The sequence below is a fragment of the Bradyrhizobium sp. B117 genome (genome assembly GCF_038969555.1).
Lineage (GTDB): Bacteria > Pseudomonadota > Alphaproteobacteria > Rhizobiales > Xanthobacteraceae > Bradyrhizobium.
Genome location: NZ_CP152414.1, coordinates 1,876,311 through 1,889,401 on the forward strand (window position 1 = coordinate 1,876,311; position 13,091 = coordinate 1,889,401).

Sequence of the window (13,091 nt, forward strand, 5' to 3'; positions counted from 1 at the left end):
CATGATCATGATGAATCTTGCCGAATATCGCCATTCCAGCGCGCGTCTCGCCGACTTCCTGCCTTGGGTAGCCCTCGTCGACGAGGGAATCATCCTGAACAAGGACGGCTCGTTCCAGCGGACGGCAAAGTTCCGGGGACCCGACCTCGACAGCGCGGTACCGGCTGAACTTGTCGGCGTCGCCGGTCGCCTGAATAACGCACTTCGTCGCCTGGGATCCGGCTGGGCCGTATTCGTCGAGGCGCAGCGTCATTTTGCTGGGGTATATCCTCCGGGTACATTTCCGGACGTCGCGTCCGCGCTGGTCGATGCCGAACGTAGAGCCCAGTTCGAAGAAGCTGGGGCTCACTATGAGTCCAGCTATTTCCTGACCTTCCTCTATCTGCCGCCGGAGGAGGGAGCCGCCAGGGCAGAGCGCCTGCTCTATGAGGGCCGCGATCGGACTGTTGGCGCCGACGCGCGCGAGGTGCTCCGCGGGTTTATCGATCAAACCGACCGCGTGTTGCAGCTCGTTGAAGGGTTCATGCCCGAATGCGCCTGGCTCGATGACCAGGACACGCTGACTTACCTGCACTCGACGATTTCGACCAAGCGCCACCGCGTTCGGGTGCCAGAAATTCCGATGTATATCGATGCGCTGTTGGCCGACCAGCCGTTGACCGGCGGGCTAGAGCCCATGTTGGGCTCAGCCAATCTTCGGGTCCTGACGATTGCCGGCTTTCCGGGCGCCACGACCCCGGGAATCCTGGACGACCTGAATCGCCTGCCGTTCTCGTATCGTTGGTCGACTCGGGCGATCATGCTCGACAAGACCGACGCCACCAAGCTGCTGACCAAAATACGTCGTCAGTGGTTCGCGAAGCGAAAATCCATCGGCGCCATCCTCAAGGAGGTCATGACCAACGAGGCGTCGACGTTGCTCGATACCGACGCCCACAACAAGGCGCTGGACGCCGACGCGGCGTTGCAGGAGCTGGGGTCGGATCAGATCGGACAAGCCTTTGTTACTGCGACCATTACCGTCTGGGATCGCGATCCCAGTGCTGCCGATGAAAAGCTGAGGCTGGTCGAGAAGGTCATTCAGGGCCGCGATTTCACCTGCATGATCGAGACGGTCAACGCTGTTGAAGCATGGCTCGGCAGTCTGCCGGGGCACGTCTACGCCAATGTGCGGCAGCCACCCGTATCGACCCTCAACCTCGCCCATATGATTCCGATGTCGGCCATTTGGGCAGGCGAGGCGAGGGACCTCCACTTCAAGGGTCCGCCGCTTCTATTCGGCAAGACCGGGGGATCAACGCCGTTCCGATTCTCACTCCACGTCGGCGATGTCGGTCATACCCTCGTGGTGGGGCCGACAGGCGCTGGCAAGTCAGTGCTACTCGCGCTGATGGCGCTACAGTTCCGCCGCTATCCGAACTCTCAGGTTTTTGCGTTTGACTTCGGCGGTTCAATCCGGGCGGCCGCGCTCGCCATGAATGGCGACTGGCATGATCTCGGCGGTGCGCTGTCTGCCGGAGACGAGAACCCCGTCGCCCTGCAACCGTTGGCCTGGATCGACGATTCCGTCGAGCGGGGGTGGGCGACGGAATGGATCGGCGCGATCCTGGCGCGAGAAAAGCTTGAGATCACCCCGGAGGTCAAGGATCACCTGTGGTCGGCGCTGACGTCTCTTGCCTCGGCGCCGAGGGAGGAGCGCACCCTCACGGGCCTGTCGGTTCTGCTGCAATCGAACTCCCTGAAACGCGCCTTGCAACCTTATTGCCTCGGCGGTCCATCCGGGCGCTTGCTCGATGCTGAATTCGAGCGCCTTGGCGAGGCCTCGGTGCAGGCATTCGAGACCGAAGGCTTGATCGGAACGAGTGCTGCGCCGGCCGTGCTGGCGTACCTCTTCCATCGCATTGGTGATCGTCTCGACGGCCGGCCAACACTCCTGATTGTCGACGAAGGCTGGCTTGCCCTCGATGATGACGATTTTGCAGGGCAGCTCCGGGAATGGCTGAAGACGCTTCGGAAGAAGAACGCGTCCGTCATCTTCGCCACCCAGTCGCTGTCGGACATCGATGGCTCCGCGATCGCGCCGGCGATCATCGAGAGCTGTCCAACGCGATTGTTGCTGCCGAACGAACGGGCAATCGAACCGCAGATCACGGCCATCTACCGCCGCTTCGGCCTCAATGACCGCCAGATCGAGCTTCTAAGCCGGGCAACACCAAAGCGCGACTACTACTGTCAGTCGCGTCGGGGCAACCGGATGTTCGAACTTGGGCTTGGTGAGGTCGCGCTCGCATTCGCCGCAGCCTCTTCCAAGGCAGACCAGGCTGCTATCACACAGCTCGTCACCGAACATGGACCTGACGGCTTTGTCTCGGCCTGGCTACAGCACCGTGGCATCGCCTGGGCCGCCGACCTGATCCCCAATCTCATCAATCTGGAGAAATCGCAGTGAGGCGTCTTAGTCCATTGGCGGCCGCTATCGCCATCTCTCTCCTGCTTGGCGCCGCCTCGCCCGCGCGCGCGCTGATCGTCTTCGATCCGAACAACTACGTTCAGAACGTCCTGACTGCCGCACGAGAGCTGCAGCAGATTAACAATCAGATCAGCTCGTTGCAGAACGAGGCACAGATGTTGATCAACCAGGCGAAGAACCTGGCAAACCTGCCGTACTCGTCGCTACAGCAACTGCAATCTTCCATCCAGCGGACCCAGCAATTGTTGGCCCAGGCCCAGCGCATTGCCTACGACGTCCAGCAGATCGATCGCGCGTTCTCGACGAACTACGCGCCGGCCGCTGGAAACCAATCCAGCCAGTTGCTGGTCACCAACGCTCAATCGCGGTGGCAAAATACTTACGCGGCAACACAAGACGCGCTTCGCGTCCAAGCCGGCATCGTTGACAATCTCGACACTAACCGCATCCAGACGTCCGCGCTCGTAACGTCAAGCCAAGGCGCTAGCGGCGCTCTGCAGGCAACGCAAGCTGGCAATCAGATCCTTGCGCTGAACGCGCAGCAGCTCGCCGACCTCACCGCTGTCGTGACGGCGCAAGGCCGGGCGCAGAGTCTTGAATCAGCTCAGCGCGCCTCGGCCCAGGATCAGGGACGAGAACAACTTCGGCGCTTCCTGACACCTGGGCAGGGCTATCAATCATCCAACGTGCAGATGTTCCACTAATGACCGACTTAAAGGCATTCAAGGCTTTGTCGCTGCTTACGACAATCGGCCTAGTAGCCGTCGCGGCCTGCACGATTCAGCTGCGTGGCGGAGACAATTCTCCGCCGACACCGAAGGCGGAGCAGACGACCGATGCAACCAGCTCAGACCTCGCGCGCTGCCGCGGCGTCACTCCGGAAGAAACAGCGGATTATCGGCAATGTAAGGGCGTTTGGGCCGAAAACCGGCGACGCTTCTTGGGCAAGAAAGCCGGTGCCGCTGTTCCAGGCCAAGAGGAACCGCCCGTAACGTTGGCGCCCGCCCCAAAAGACCAGAGCCGGATCCCGCAAGGATATCCGCAACCGGTGACGCCCGAGGCGAGCAAGCCATGACGGGTACGGGGATCATCGACCAGTTCTTGGAAGCGTTCACGCGTTATATCGATAACGGCTTCGGGCTGCTGCGAAGTGACGTCGGATATCTCGCCACGACTCTTGCCGCGATCGACATTACGCTTGCTGCGTTGTTCTGGAGTTGGGGGCCGGACGAGGACATCATCGCCCGTCTCGTCAAGAAGACGCTCTTCGTGGGCGTCTTTGCCTACCTCATCGGCAACTGGAACAGCTTGGCGCGCATCGTCTTCGAGAGCTTTGCCGGTCTTGGCTTGAAGGCATCTGGCACAAGTCTCTCCGCGTCGGACTTCCTGCGGCCGGGAAAGATCGCTCAAGTCGGACTCGACGCCGGCCGTCCGCTGCTCGACTCGATCTCCAACCTGATGGGCTACATCAGCTTCTTCGAGAATTTCGTCCAGATCGTCGTTCTCCTGTTCGCCTGGGTCGTGGTGTTGCTCGCCTTCTTCATTCTGGCGATCCAGCTCTTTGTCACCCTGATCGAGTTCAAGCTCACGACGCTTGCCGGCTTCGTGCTCATTCCGTTTGGCTTGTTTGGCAAGACCGCCTTCGCAGCAGAGCGGGTCCTGGGCAATGTCATATCCTCCGGAATCAAAGTCTTGGTCCTGGCCGTCATCGTCGGGATCGGATCGACCCTGTTCTCGCAGTTCACCGCTGGCTTTGGCGGCAATCAGCCAACCATCGAGGACGCGATGACACTGGTGCTCGCGGCGCTCTCCTTGCTGGGCCTCGGTATCTTCGGTCCGGGTATTGCAAACGGCCTGGTGTCGGGCGGACCTCAGCTCGGTGCCGGTGCCGCGGTTGGAACGGGCCTTGCTGCCGGTGGCATTGTTGCGGCGGGCGCGGGTCTTGCCGCCGGCGGTGTTGGTCTCGCTGGCGGCGCAATTGCTGGGGCCGCGCGCGGCGGGGGCGCCGTCTGGAGTGGAGCGTCCGCCGCCTATCGAAGCGGAGGCATTGCTGGCGTTGCCGAGGCTGGCGCCTCGGCTGCCATGAGCCCGTTGCGTCGTGCAGCCGCCGCACTCGGCGGAGGTGGGGAAACCGGTGCGTCGGCCGCGAGCACTTCGGCCGAAGGGCAACCCGATTGGGCGCGACGCATGAAGCGTGCCGAGACTATTCGGCACGGTGCATCAGCAGCCGGCCAAGCGGTCCGCTCAGGCGATCATAGTGGCAGCGGCTCATCCGTCGATTTGTCTGAAGGAGAGCGCTGACACCTCACCCTACAGCGCCTCAAAATCCGAGCCACCGCACGACTTGAAACCGATCACTCGATACCAGGGGCAACCATCGATGTTCAAACGATCATCAGTACACTACGGGCGAATGCCCGAGCCGACTACGCCTTATCAAAAGGCAGCTCAGGTTTGGGACGAACGCATCGGATCGGCGCGAGTGCAAGCGAAGAACTGGCGCCTGATGGCATTCGGTTGCTTGATGCTTTCAGTCGGTCTCGCGGGTGGACTTGTCTGGCAATCAAATCAAGGCTCGATCACGCCGTGGGTGGTTGAGGTCGATCATCTTGGAAAGGCCCAAAGGGTTGCGCCAGCTGACATCGACTATCAGCCGACTGATGCGCAGATTGCCTACCATCTGGCGCGCTTTATCGAGGATGTCAGGAGCCTACCTGCCGACGGAATCGTTCTGCGCCAAAACTGGCTTCGGGCCTATGATTTTACAACCGATCGCGGCGCGGCTGCGCTCAACGACTTCGCGCGCAACAACGACCCGTTCGCAAAGCTGGGTAAGGCGCAAATCTCCGTCGAGGTCTCGAGCGTCATTCGCGCCTCTTCGGAGAGCTTTCGGGTGGCTTGGACCCAGCGCACCTACGACAACGGTTCGTCGAGCTCGATTGAGCGCTGGACTGCAATTCTCTCGATCGTCATCGAGACGCCCCGCGACGCCGAACGCCTGCGCAAGAATCCGCTTGGCGTTTACGTCCGCGCGATCAACTGGTCAAAGGAGTTGAGTCAGTGACCAAGACGCAATTTGACGTTAATTCGAAGCGCAGCAAGCTCAATTCGGCTTGGACCGTGTTCGTGAACTCGAAGCGTGCAGTCCTGTCCGCTATTCTGCTTTGTCCGTCGGCGCTCGGTGGGTGCGCGACCTACATTCCGCCGGAGATCAGCTATGACACCGAAGTGCCTCCGCTATCGGCGACGCCGGTGGCTGTCAACGACAGATCGCGATCGCTTCACGTTCCACCCCTCTGGAAGCCCGCTCTCGGCGGCAAGTCGGGAGAGAAGGAAGATGCTGAACCCGTGAGCCGGGTTGAGACAGCAAATAGCGCAGCCCGGGTCGAACCGCGCAAGCGGGGCTATTTCAACGCGGCGCAAATCTACGCCTACAGTCCCGGCGCGCTCTATCAGATTTACGCCGCGCCGGGGCAGATCACGGATATCGCGCTCGAGGAGGGAGAACAGTTGACGGGATCAGGGCCGATCGCGGCCGGAGATACCGTACGCTGGGTCGTGGGCGATACCGAGAGCGGGAGCGGGGACACACGGCGTGTCCACATCCTGGTCAAGCCGACCCGAGCTTCGATCGAGACCAACCTGGTGGTCAATACTGACCGGCGCACCTACCTGATCGAGCTACGCTCCCGCGAGCGGCCATACATGCCATCCGTTGCCTGGTACTATCCTGAGACGGTACGCGAACGGTCGCGTTCAGCTGCTCTGAAGCCCGTCCTTCCAGATCCGGCGCAGCGAATCTCCCGCTATGCCATCGAAGGCGACAGTCCTCCCTGGCGGCCGCTCGCAGCATATGACGATGGCCGCAAGGTCTATGTCGAATTCCCGCAAGGCATCGTGCAGGGCGAGATGCCTCCGCTCTTCGCCATCGGTCCAGACGGCAAGACTGAACTCGTCAACTACCGCGCTTACGGCAACGTATTGATCGTCGACCGGCTATTTGCTGCCGCGGAACTGCGGCTTGGCGGCGAGCACCAGCAGAAGGTCCGCATTGTTCGGACCGACGGGAGGCCGTCGTCATGAACACCCGGAATGGAAACGATCAGGAACAAGCCGCTCCGCCTGAGACACAAGAGGATCAGTCCAGGAGCTTCCGCTTGAGAGCAGAGCATCCGCGCGTGACGCGATTGTCGCGGAAGATCCTGGCCGGCGGGAGCGCAGTTGCATTACTTGTCATCGGCGGAGCGGTGCTGGGGTCGCTGCAGAGCAATCATCCACGCAATCAAGCGGCCGATGAGCTTTACAGTACCGACCATCACAATGTTGCCGACGGAATTACGATGCTGCCGAAGGACTATGCCGGCGTTCCGCGCCAGCCAATCCCGCAGCTTGGTCCGCCGCTCCCCGGCGACCTTGGTCGGCCGATCCTTGCCGCTCAGGGCCAGTCACCGGCGATCGGCTCCGATCCGGAGCAGCAGCGCCGGGAACAAGAGACCGAGGCAGCCCGCACCAGCCATTTGTTCGCTGCGATCAATGGCGGAGCGCGTCCGTCCGCTGCGGCGGTTGAAAACGACCGAGTCACGCCACCGAATGCAACGAGCACTGGCGATGATGGATCTGCGCAGAACGGCCAGGACCGCAAGCTTGCCTTCGTGAACGCCTCTGTGGACCGCCGAGCGGTAAGCCCTGACCGTATCGCCAAACCCTCTTCACCATACATCGTGCAGGCTGGGACGGTGATTTCAGGGGCGCTTATCACCGGGATCCGATCGGACCTTCCAGGCCAAGTGACCGCGCAGGTCATGGAGAACCTTTTTGACTCACCGACCGGCCGCTTTCTGCTTGTGCCCCAGGGAGCGCGTCTGATCGGGGTCTACGATAGCCAGGTCGCTTTCGGCCAGTCCCGTGTCCTGCTCGTCTGGACCCGGTTGATCATGCCGAATGGACGTTCTATCGTTCTCGAGCGGCAGCCTGGCGCTGATGCCGCAGGATATGCAGGCCTCGAAGACCAGGTCGACAATCACTGGGGTGAGCTGTTTAAGGCTGCGGCACTGTCCACGTTTCTGGCGGTCGGGACCGAACTGGGAGCCGGCTCTGATACCAACAGCAACGACAGCGCAATCATCCAAGCATTGCGGCACGGCGCCTCGGACTCACTGAACCAGACCGGACAGCAGGTAGTTCGGCGCAGTCTCAACATCCAGCCCACGCTGACCGTGCGACCTGGTTTCCCGGTTCGTGTTCTCGTCAATCGCGACCTCATACTTGCGCCATATGGAGGATAGGGATGCCCAAGCTTAGAATAGGAGAGCTTCCAGACGACAAGCCGGTCAAAGTGAGTGCGGAGCTGCCCGCGGCCGTGCATCGTGATCTCATTGCATATGCAGAAGTGCTTACGCGTCAGTGTGGTCAACTGGTCGATCCAACTAAACTCATCGCCCCAATGTTGGCGCGCTTTATGGCCACTGACCGAGAATTTTCTAAACTGAAACGTGAAGGCCACGTACCGGCCACCGGCGAAGGACAGTGATGCTCGTGGTTTCCTCGAAGCCGTTGCCCACGCTAAATAGTTGCCAGCACAGCGAAACGCTGCCGAGTTGGCATCAAGAGCTGAGATATGGCGTCGCAAAGTGCTTTCGAGTTTGCCCCGAAACAGCTCCGATTGCCAATTTTTCCCAGTTTTCAGCGCGGGGCGCGGGGGCGTCGACGTGCAGTTATTTGGTCATCTTTCGCGTTACACTGCTCCGGCCATCGACACTGACAGGCACGTCACCCTCGATCGTGGCCCGACGTACGACGCGATGCTGGTCCCCGTAATCGTTGACCGCGTAATGCTGCGTTGCGCGGTTATCCCACAGCGCAATATCGCCCTCTAACCAATTCCAACGCACAGTGTTTTCGGGCGCGGTGATGTGAGACTGGAGCAGATCGAATAGCTTTTGTCCGTCGTATTTGCGGATTCCAATAAAGTGCTTCACCAAGGCGCCGAGCACTAGCGTCCGCTCGCCCGTTTCGGGATGGACGCGTACGACGGGATGCTCGGTCTCAAAAACCGTTCTGGTGAACACCTCGTCAAAATGTTTCTTGTCGACCTCACGGACCCGCGCGATCCCGGCGTAATCGAAGACGTTGCTGTGAACGGCCCATAGGGCCTCGGCAAGCCGTTGTAGCGGCGGCGGCAGACCAAGATAAGCGGCAGCTGTGTTCGACCATACGGTGTCGCCTCCGAACATTGGCATTACAACGGCCCGCAGGACCAAAATCTTGGGATAGGCGTCGGCGAAGGTCCCATCCGCATGCCAAACGTCGGCACGACCGCCGCCGCGAGTGGAGTCCAGTTCGAGGAGCGACGCCATCCCTTTGGTAGCACCGAGCATCGGATGTGGCACTAGCTTTCCGAGACGAGCGGCAAAGCGCTCATGCTCAGCGTCATTGAGATGTCCTTGATTGCGGAAGAAGATCACCTTGTGCTCGAGCAATAAGCTGTTGATCGCGGCGATCGTGTGGTCCGGTAGGTCGCCTGATAGCTTGATATTTTTGACTTCGGCACCGATGCGCGCTGCACGTTTCGCAACATCGGTGCTCGGAATGGCGCCTCCGATCAAAGCGTTTGTGCTCATCTTTGCTTTTCCAAGCCTTTGCAGTTCTTCCTCACCCCTTGGGACAAATGATCTTCAGCAAGCATCGTGCCAAGCAAAACGCAAGTATGTACTCGATCATGGGCAGTAAACGAATCGTGGCATTTGGCACGAGTCACTCGAACTGAGCCAGTGGTTGGGCCGAGTGACGAAAGAACTCGCTCACCGAGCCACCCCTTCGAATGTCGAATCGCGAAGCGACACCAGGAGCGAGCAAACGGCAGGTCTTGAATGGCAATAGATTATGGTGGTCATGATTATGTAGTCCGGCCCTGCCGCGCGGAAGCGCCCCTCGAAAACAAATCATCCCACGATTGATACGTTGACGAGACCGAGATTGCGGGCAAGTTCCGTCTCAACTGGCATATCGCTCACTATGACGATGACGGTTCTTTCTGGGGACAAATCATTGGCCTGCATATACAAGCGTCGCGGCTCTTGCTTGCTCATGCTCCTAGACGGAGTTGCGCGGCTCGCAACTCGCTGAGGTGAGTCTCCATTCCAAGTCGTTGTCACTTGTGCGCGAATTGGTTCAACAATGTAATTGCTTCCGGGGGGCGAGATGGAGTTTGCAGAGCGTGAGCATTGCTGCCTCCGCGGCTCTTTTCTGGATTGCTTTGTTTTGAGCAATGGCCATCCCGGGCGGCGCAGGGAGCCGCAGAGTCGAATGGGCTTTCGAAAGTCTGGACGCTTACTATGCGCGTTGTACTGGACCTGACACAGATTGTGCCTCTGTCAGAATACGGACAAGTGTCTGCACAGTGCGGCAAGCCGAGCTGACGTTTCCGTTCGTAAATTTCGCGAGTTAATTGATGCCCCGACCGCTGGGGTTCGTGAGAGCTGTAGATGTAAGATGGCTGCGGCGCTGCTGGTCATGCACATTTTCGTCTCAGTCCTGAACCAAGATAAGAGCTGCAACTTCCTGGTCCCGTGCCAGTTTGCTCGCCGCTAGGCCGGTGGCGATACCAATGCGATCAGGCGTGGGGCGGTTTTGGCTCATCTTGCGTTTGCCTTGGACCATGGTGATAGGGATGCGCACGCCGACGATTTCACGCAACTGGGCGCCGATGAAATCCGCGGGGGCATCGCTGACGGCCCAGGGCGTCGCACGTGATGTCTCATGGATATTCGTCAGACGCGTCACAACCTCAAGCAGGCGAGTGGGATCCTCGAAGAACTCAATCGGCCCATGGGCGTGGACCGCGATGTAATTCCATGTCGGAACCACATGTTCAGCTTGTCGCTTGCTAGGATACCAGGATGGCGTCACATAAGCCTCTGCGCCAGTAAAGATTGCCAGAGCTTCTCCGATCGGGGCCGTGCGCCATTGCGGATTGCCCTTCGCCAAGTGCCCGTATAGTGCGCCGTGTTCGCCTTCGCTCTCGTCGAGGAAGAGCGGAAGAGGCGTCGCAAGTGGCCCATCTGATGTTGCTGTGACTAGGTTGGCCAATGGGGCGCAGTGGATTGTCGCTCGAATATTCTCGATGTCGTCATCTCGAAAGTGGGTTGGTATGTACATGAAGGCTCTCCGTTGCAGGTCGTCGAGATAGACGCAAGTCGATATGCGAGAAAACTGCCAGTTTTAGTCGCTCCCGTAGAGCTTCTCCGCTTCCTCTTTCGACGTGACGGCTTCGGATTTATTTGGGACACGGGCAATTCCACTCAGCCGCTTCAGTGCGTGAAGCTGCCGTTGGGTTGGTGTTTCCGTAGCTATTTTCCTGCGGGCTGAGCCAGGCATCCATGGACCTTCAGAGATCGTACCCCGGCTCGCCTGTATGAAGCGATCCGGCAGCTGTCCCTCGACCCGTACCGAGTCGGGTTAGGCGAACCAGTCCTTGATCTTGGCAAGATCGACACCGACCTCTAAAGCCGTCTTCATCGTCTGAACTGCGTCGGTGGGTAGAAGTCGAAGGTGATCGCACCAACCGGTCATTAAAACACGAGAGTTCCCGTCTATGGTGGACGCCTCGCCCGAGGGCAATCGGCCGAGGAGATTGTCGATTCCATCGCTGACGCGCGATCAGGTTGAGGCCGCGACCGAATACGCCGTAGCGAGGGTGCCCCTATCTCCCGCGGAAGCGGGCGCTGGCAGAGCTAGCCGGCTTTGGGTTCGATGACGAAGCCGAGGCGGGCGAGGTTGCGCCGCGCCGGATTCCGCAACCGCGTATTTCATCGACGAGAACGCGGTTCTTGAGTTTGGCAATGGTGCCAACGCGAACGTGCGCAAGTGGCTTGCAACATGGTCCTAGATTAAAGCGCGCTCTGCGCGAGCGCGGCGCCCCCGGAACAGGAATTCGCCCGAGGGCATCGCCGTGTGCAGGTTCTCGGTCAGCGAGTGGAACGCACCCAATTGTCCTTCGAGCGAGGTCACGATGGCGAGCCGAGCAGCGCATCCCGCTGCAGGCCCGTGTTCCGAGACGCGCATGAGGCCAACCAACATAGGCGGATACCCATCTAAAATAGGTTTCCGTATGGTAGCGCATGGCGACAGAGTTTCCGCATATGTTTTGCGGCACCAGGCGCTTAGCCTAGGAGTCTACTACAAGATTCGGTAGCTGGCTAAAGCCAACTTGACGCCCTACGGTTCGGTTGCCTTCCCCGCCGCATCATCGACCAACAGAAGTGAACGCAAGCGCACGTAAAGTCGGTGACCGCAGCGCCTGTGGGCACCTTGCGCCCCTCCATCGCTTAGAGAGTGAAGTGCTACCGTGTCCGAACAACCCCTGCCGATGCTGCCGATGTGGCGCGTCGATCACATCGAGCCCTCGCCCGAGATGTTGGCGCTGCGCGCCAACGGTCCGATACACCGCGTGCGTTTGCCGTCTGGGCACGAAGGCTGGTGGGTGACAGGCTACGACGAGGCCAAGGCGGCGCTGTCGGACGCGGCGTTCCGGCCGGCGGGAATGCCGCCGACGGCGTTCACCCCGGATTCGGTGATTCTTGGTTCGCTGGGGTGGCTCGTGTCGCACGAGGGGGGCGAGCATGTCCGGTTACGCACGCTCGTCGCGCCGGCCTTCAGCAGCCGCAGGGTGAAGCTGCTGACGCCGCATGTCGAGGCGATCGCTGCGCAGTTGTTCGAGAACCTGGCGGCCCAGCGCCAGCCCGCCGACTTGCGGCGCCACCTCTCGTTTCCGCTTCCGGCGATGGTCATCAGCGCCCTGATGGGCCTGCTCTATGAGGATCACGCCTTTTTCGCTCGGCTGTCCGACGAGGTGATGACGCACCAGCATGAAAGCGGCCCGCGCAGGGCGTCGCGCTTGGCCTGGGAAGAACTGCGCGCCTACATTCGCGACAAGATGCGGGACAAGCGCCAGAATCCGGGCGACAACCTGCTGACGGATCTGCTCGCGGCGGTCGACCAGGGCAAGGCGACCGAGGAAGAAGCAATCGGCCTGGCGGCAGGCATGCTGGTGGCGGGGCACGAGAGCACCGTCGCGCAGATCGAATGCGGCCTGCTGGCCATGTTCCGCCATCCGCAACAGCGCGAACGCCTGGTCGGCGATCCATCCCTGGTGGACAAGGCCGTGGAGGAAATCCTGCGCATGTATCCGCCGGGCGCGGGCTGGGACGGCATCATGCGCTATCCGAAAACCGACGTGACCATCGCGGGCGTGCATATTCCCGCCGAGAGCAAGGTGCTGGTCGGCCTGCCGGCAACGTCGTTCGATCCTCGCCATTTCGACGCGCCGGAAATCTTCGACATCGGGCGCCAGGAAAAGCCGCACCTGGCGTTCTCTTACGGTCCGCACTCCTGTATCGGCGGAGAGCTGGCCAGGCTGGAACTCAAGGCGGTGTTCGGTTCGATCTTCAAGCGCTTTCCCGCGCTGCGCTTGGCCGTCGCGCCCGAACAATTGAAGTTGCGCAAGGAGATCATCACTGGCGGGTTCGAGGAGTTCCCGGTTTTCTGGTGATGTGCGGACGCCGCTGGGGACGCAATCGTGTCCGCGGTTTGCCGGCGCACCTGCCTGCATCGCTCAGATCAG

Annotated in this window: 11 protein-coding genes; 9 read left to right on the forward strand and 2 right to left on the reverse strand. The window is 60.5% G+C overall.

What is annotated here, in order from left to right; translation table 11 throughout:
- Positions 1-7: 7 nt before the first annotated feature.
- The 8 genes from trbE (at position 8) to AAFG16_RS09115 (ending at position 8,000) form a co-directional block, all read left to right on the forward strand.
- Positions 8-2,449 carry a conjugal transfer protein TrbE gene (gene trbE / locus AAFG16_RS09080; RefSeq protein ID WP_342738879.1) on the forward strand — a complete coding sequence of 814 codons (2,442 nt, stop codon included), beginning with the start codon at positions 8-10 and terminating at the stop codon, positions 2,447-2,449.
- Positions 2,446-3,174, forward strand: coding sequence for a P-type conjugative transfer protein TrbJ (gene trbJ, locus AAFG16_RS09085; RefSeq protein WP_342738880.1), 729 nt, complete (start codon positions 2,446-2,448; stop codon positions 3,172-3,174). The genes trbE and trbJ overlap by 4 nt, the downstream gene beginning before the upstream one ends.
- Entirely contained in the window at positions 3,174-3,545 is a 372-nt protein-coding gene (gene trbK-alt, locus AAFG16_RS09090) for a putative entry exclusion protein TrbK-alt (protein ID WP_092220464.1), read from the forward strand. The genes trbJ and trbK-alt overlap by 1 nt, the downstream gene beginning before the upstream one ends.
- On the forward strand, positions 3,542-4,771 hold the full coding sequence (gene trbL, locus AAFG16_RS09095) for a P-type conjugative transfer protein TrbL (protein WP_342738881.1): 1,230 nt from the start codon (positions 3,542-3,544) through the stop codon (positions 4,769-4,771). Before trbK-alt ends, trbL begins: the two co-directional genes overlap by 4 nt.
- A 79-nt stretch (positions 4,772-4,850) precedes the next feature.
- A complete protein-coding gene (gene trbF / locus AAFG16_RS09100) occupies positions 4,851-5,534 on the forward strand; it encodes a conjugal transfer protein TrbF (protein ID WP_342738882.1) in 684 nt (227 codons plus the stop codon).
- A complete protein-coding gene (trbG, locus tag AAFG16_RS09105; protein WP_167381183.1) occupies positions 5,531-6,553 on the forward strand; it encodes a P-type conjugative transfer protein TrbG in 1,023 nt (340 codons plus the stop codon). The genes trbF and trbG overlap by 4 nt, the downstream gene beginning before the upstream one ends.
- Positions 6,550-7,755, forward strand: a complete 1,206-nt coding sequence (locus AAFG16_RS09110) for a TrbI/VirB10 family protein (protein ID WP_342738883.1) — start codon at positions 6,550-6,552, stop codon at positions 7,753-7,755. Before trbG ends, AAFG16_RS09110 begins: the two co-directional genes overlap by 4 nt.
- A gap of 2 nt (positions 7,756-7,757) precedes the next feature.
- Entirely contained in the window at positions 7,758-8,000 is a 243-nt protein-coding gene (locus AAFG16_RS09115) for a DUF2274 domain-containing protein (RefSeq protein WP_092220472.1), read from the forward strand.
- 184 nt (positions 8,001-8,184) lie between these two features.
- Here AAFG16_RS09115 and AAFG16_RS09120 read toward each other — a convergent pair whose 3' ends face one another.
- Together AAFG16_RS09120 and AAFG16_RS09125 are read right to left on the reverse strand one after the other, a co-directional pair.
- Positions 8,185-9,090, reverse strand: a complete 906-nt coding sequence (locus tag AAFG16_RS09120) for a TauD/TfdA family dioxygenase (protein WP_342738884.1) — start codon at positions 9,088-9,090, stop codon at positions 8,185-8,187.
- 907 nt (positions 9,091-9,997) lie between these two features.
- Positions 9,998-10,627, reverse strand: a complete 630-nt coding sequence (locus tag AAFG16_RS09125) for an FMN-binding negative transcriptional regulator (protein WP_342738885.1) — start codon at positions 10,625-10,627, stop codon at positions 9,998-10,000.
- 1,189 nt (positions 10,628-11,816) lie between these two features.
- Between AAFG16_RS09125 and AAFG16_RS09130 the strand changes: the two genes are divergently transcribed.
- Positions 11,817-13,019, forward strand: coding sequence for a cytochrome P450 (locus tag AAFG16_RS09130; RefSeq protein ID WP_342738886.1), 1,203 nt, complete (start codon positions 11,817-11,819; stop codon positions 13,017-13,019).
- Positions 13,020-13,091 lie beyond the last annotated feature (72 nt).

Coding starts and splice junctions, on each gene's coding strand:
- trbE (WP_342738879.1), top strand. CDS start 8: ATGATGAATCTTGCCGAATATCGCCATTCCAGCGCGCGTCTCGCCGAC.
- trbK-alt (WP_092220464.1), top strand. CDS start 3,174: ATGACCGACTTAAAGGCATTCAAGGCTTTGTCGCTGCTTACGACAATC.
- trbL (WP_342738881.1), top strand. CDS start 3,542: ATGACGGGTACGGGGATCATCGACCAGTTCTTGGAAGCGTTCACGCGT.
- trbF (WP_342738882.1), top strand. CDS start 4,851: ATGTTCAAACGATCATCAGTACACTACGGGCGAATGCCCGAGCCGACT.
- AAFG16_RS09110 (WP_342738883.1), top strand. CDS start 6,550: ATGAACACCCGGAATGGAAACGATCAGGAACAAGCCGCTCCGCCTGAG.
- AAFG16_RS09115 (WP_092220472.1), top strand. CDS start 7,758: ATGCCCAAGCTTAGAATAGGAGAGCTTCCAGACGACAAGCCGGTCAAA.
- AAFG16_RS09120 (WP_342738884.1), bottom strand. CDS start 9,090: ATGAGCACAAACGCTTTGATCGGAGGCGCCATTCCGAGCACCGATGTT.
- AAFG16_RS09125 (WP_342738885.1), bottom strand. CDS start 10,627: ATGTACATACCAACCCACTTTCGAGATGACGACATCGAGAATATTCGA.